The sequence below is a fragment of the Pseudomonas sp. BAV 4579 genome, from assembly GCF_009765395.1.
Taxonomy (GTDB): Bacteria; Pseudomonadota; Gammaproteobacteria; order Pseudomonadales; family Pseudomonadaceae; genus Chryseomonas; species Chryseomonas aestiva.
Genome location: NZ_WHOV01000052.1, coordinates 1 through 4343, shown reverse-complemented (window position 1 = coordinate 4343; position 4343 = coordinate 1). Strand labels below are relative to the sequence as shown.

At 62.0% G+C, this 4343-nt stretch carries 1 protein-coding gene and 1 pseudogene; both read left to right on the top strand.

Annotated features, from left to right (window positions below; translation table 11 throughout):
- Nucleotides 1–54: 54 nt before the first annotated feature.
- Nucleotides 55–1239 (top strand): annotated as a pseudogene (locus tag GSQ95_RS12300) (methyl-accepting chemotaxis protein); the annotation flags it as partial.
- Between the two features lie 570 nt (nt 1240–1809).
- Nucleotides 1810–3993, top strand: a complete 2184-nt coding sequence (locus GSQ95_RS12295; RefSeq protein WP_158897065.1) for a TonB-dependent siderophore receptor — start codon at nt 1810–1812, stop codon at nt 3991–3993.
- The last annotated feature ends 350 nt before the right edge of the window (nt 3994–4343 follow it).

Below are 4343 nucleotides of genomic sequence, written 5' to 3'. Positions count from 1 at the left end.
GGCCGCACAGGCTGTAACCGGAGCGATTGACCACGTACTGCATGGCGTCGCGAAGGCGATGCCGCGGTCAAGGGCATTGACCGGGCTACCAGCGAGCAGCTATCCGGTCTGGTGACCGAGTTGCACGCACGCGCCAACAGCCAGGCCGAGGCCCTGAGTGCCGAGGCACAGCGCACCGTATTGTTGGCGGTCGGCACCATGCTCGCCTTTGCCGCCCTGATCGCCCTACTCAGCGCCTGGCTGGTCAACCGCCGTGTCGTCGGGCCGCTGTCACGGGTCACCGAGCAATTGGTTCAGCTCAGCGAAGGGCGCCTGGGGCAGCCGCTGACCGAGTCGCGACGCGACGAGGTGGGTCGGCTCGCCCGCGCCGCCAACCGCCTGCGCGACTTTTTCGTCGATTTGGCTGGCCAATTGCACCAGGGTACCGCTGCACTCGACGCTACCACCCAGGAACTGGGCGCCATCGCCCAGCGCAGCGGCGAGGGTATCCGCGACCAGTTTTCGCGTACTGATCAGGTAGCCACCGCCATGCACGAGATGAGCGCGACGGCGGAAGAGGTGGCCCGCCACTCTGGTAGCGCCGCCACGGCGGCCAACGATGCGGATCGTGCTGCCCAAGAAGGCGAGACGAGCATGACCCAGACCATCGCCACCATTGAGCGGATGCATGCTGAGATCACCCGAACCGCCGCCGTCATCGCCCGTCTGGAACACGATAGCGAGCGTATCGGCAGTGTGCTGGAGGTCATTCGCGGCATCGCCGATCAGACCAACCTGCTGGCGCTCAACGCTGCCATCGAGGCCGCTCGGGCAGGGGATGCCGGGCGTGGCTTCGCCGTGGTGGCCGATGAGGTCCGTAGCCTGGCGGTGCGCACGGCCAGTTCCATCAGCGAGATCCATCAGCTGATCGCGACGCTGCAGGGCGCCGCCCACGAAGCGGCTGAGGCGGTGCGAGCGGGCGCCGCAGAAAGCAGTGCCGGACGCGATCAGGTGGTGGCTTCTGGCGAAAGGCTGCGTAGCATCACCCTTGCTGTGGAAGCCATTCGTGACATGAACCGGCAGATCGCCACGGCGGCAGAGGAGCAGACTTCGGTGGCCGAGGACATCGCTCGTAACCTCGCTGAGATCGTCACGGTCGCTCGACACAACGAAGAGGACCTACAACGTACTCAGAGTGCCAGCGAACGCCTACATGGGGTTTCCGAAGACCTTTCAAAACTTTCAGGTCGTTTGCGGTAGCTGCCTTAGGATGAGGAAGCATTCATGTGCTGTCCTAATTCTGAAGGAGCATCTTGAGCAGGCGTAATCCACTTTCTTTGAGTAGGCAATGTCTGCGGCTTCACGTTGTGCCGCGGCTCCTCCTCACCTAGACGTTGAGTCGGTGGCTGGAAAGGCACGAGGTGCGACTTGGAGCTCTCGGCGCCTTTAGGTATCGGCACGGTTTTCGCCTGGCTGTTTGCTCCGGGCGACAGCCCCACGCTAGGTGAGTCCTATCTTCCGATAGCTTCATGCTGGGGCGGCCTATTTTCGGAAACGGTAGCAGCAGGGCGGGTCGTCGAAATCGCCAGACATCGGGATGCGTGTCTGAGCGATTACCGGCACCTGGTCGAGAATGCGATGTTCCTTTCCACTCCGATCGCTTATCAAAGGCAGGAGTTATCGCGAGAGCGCTAGTCGGAGGAAGTGCAACGTTCATCCGAATTAACGATAACGGTTATCATAAGCTAATAAGATCGCGTCCCACTCGTGATCCTGTCTCTCTGGCAGGTACTCCGAGCCCTCGACCCGTCAGCACAGGATTCGCTTGTCATGGCTCGCTCGCGCTCTGTTTTCCCGCTTTCGCCCCTCGCCCTGTCCATCACCACGCTTTGCGCCGCCACCACCCTGCCTGCCCTGGCGCAAACCAACGGCGACACCGTGCAACTGGACTCCACCACGGTAACTGCCACCGAGTCGCCCAAGAACGCTCCGCCGCCCGCCTATACCGGTGGCCAGGTGGCGACTGGGGGTAAGCTGGGCGTGCTCGGCAACCAGGACAACATGAGCGTGCCCTTCAGCGTCACCAGCTACACCGCCAAGCTGATCCAGGACCAGCAGGCCCAGACCATCGGCGAGGTGCTGAGCAACGATGCCTCGGTGCGCCAGTACAGCGGTTATGCCAACCAGTCGCAAAACTTCGTCATCCGTGGCTACAAGCTGACCGGCGACGACATTTCGTTCAACAATCTCTATGGCGTTATGCCCCGGCAGATCATCGCCACCGAGGCACTGGATCGGGTCGAGGTATTTAAGGGCCCCAACGCCTTCATCAATGGCGTGACGCCCACCGGCTCCGGCATCGGCGGCGCGGTCAACCTGCAACCCAAGCGCGCCCAGGACACACCGACCCGTAGCTACACCGTCGACTACACCAGCGATGGCCGCCTCGGCCAGCATCTCGACCTCGGCCAGCGCTTCGGTGCCGACAACCGCTTCGGAGCCCGCCTCAACCTGATGCAGCGCGAAGGCGATACCGCCATCGACGACGAAAGCCAGAGATCCAAGCTATTCGTCGCCGGCCTGGATTACCGGGGCGACACCTTCCGACTCTCCACCGATTTCGGCTACCAGAAACAGGTGGTCAATGGCGGCCGCGACAGCTTGCTACTCGGGAGCGGCCTGACTCGCCTTCCCCATGCACCCTCGTCCGACACCAACTACAACGCCCCCTGGACCCGCACCCAGCTGGAAGACACCTTCGGCATGGTGCGTGGCGAGTATGACCTGAGCGACAGCTGGACTGCCTACCTTGCCATGGGCGGCAAGCACACTCGCGAGAACGGGACCTATGGCAGTGCCACGCTGCGGGACCAAGCCGGCAACATCACGGTCGGCGGTTCGAAGATCCCCCATGACGACGACTCCCGCACTGTCATGACCGGCCTGAATGGCAGCCTGCGGACTGGCCCGATCAGTCACCAGATCGCCCTGGGCGCGTCCAGCATCTGGACGGAGCAGAAAAACGCCTACGACTTCGCCTTCCCGGTGGGTGGAACCCCCAGCAATCTGGATCATCCCGTGTCCGTCGCCTATCCCCGCTTCGGCCGCCTTGTCGGCGGAGACCTCAACGATCCTGGCACCACCGGCAAGACCACCAATCAGAGTCTCGCCCTCTCCGATACCCTCGGCTTCTTCGACGATCGTCTGCTGACCACGGTAGGCATTCGCCGCCAGTCCCTGCTGGTCCAAGGCTACGGCTATGGCGACGGACCCCGCAATGCCAAGTACGACCAATCCGTCACCACCCCAATCTATGGCGTCGTCTACAAGTTGACCGATGAGGTCTCGCTGTACGCTAACCGCATCGAAGGCCTAGCGCAGGGGCCTACTGCCGGCGGCAACTCCCTTAACGTCGGCCAAGTCTTCTCGCCTGCCCGCTCCAAGCAGACCGAGGCTGGCATCAAGTACGACCAGGGCACCTTCGGCGCCACTCTCGGCGTTTACCGCATCGAGCAGCCGGCTGATGGCTACATCAACGGCCAGCAGATCTTCGTCCGCGATGGAGAACAGGAGAACCGCGGCGTCGAACTGAACGTCTTCGGCGAACCTCTGCTGGGGCTGCGTCTGCTGGCCGGCGCCACCCTGATGGACACTGAGCTCAAGGGTACCCAGAACGGCAGCAACGACGGCAACCGCGCCATTGGCGTGCCACGCTTCCAGTACAACTTGGGCGCCGACTGGGACGTTCCAGGGCTGCAGGGCGTGGCGCTCAACGGCCGATTGCTGCGTACCGGCGGCCAATATGCCGATGCCGCCAACAACCTAAGTATCCCTGCCTGGACCCGTGTTGACCTTGGCGCCCGTTATCGCTTCAAGGTTGAGCAAAGGGACGTAACCTTACGCGCCAACGTCGAGAATGTGGCCAACAACGCCTATTGGGAATCCGCCTTTGGCGGCTACCTGACCCAGGGCGACCCTCGTACCCTCAAGGTTTCCGCTACCCTGGACTTTTGATCGACTGTTGTCTGGTGTCCTGTTAAAGCACCAAGCCAATAAGATCAACTGCGTTCAAAAAACCGGCTATATGCCGGTTTTTTGTGGTCGCTTAGAAGTAAAGCGACATGTGAGCTTTCTCAAAGCAAATCACCGAGTTTTGACCCACCTAGGCGGATGCGTGCTCAGCAAGATTCACTATGGACCCGAGGGGGAGGCACGGGAGGGGGGGTTCAACGTCTTCAGCAACTGCACGTTGACGCGCAACCTAGCGAAGGACCAAATCGCGGACAAAAAAAGACCCGGCAGTGCCGGGTCCAAACCGTGATTAGCCTGATGAGGAGATAACCAAAAGGTCCGACCGCAGGACC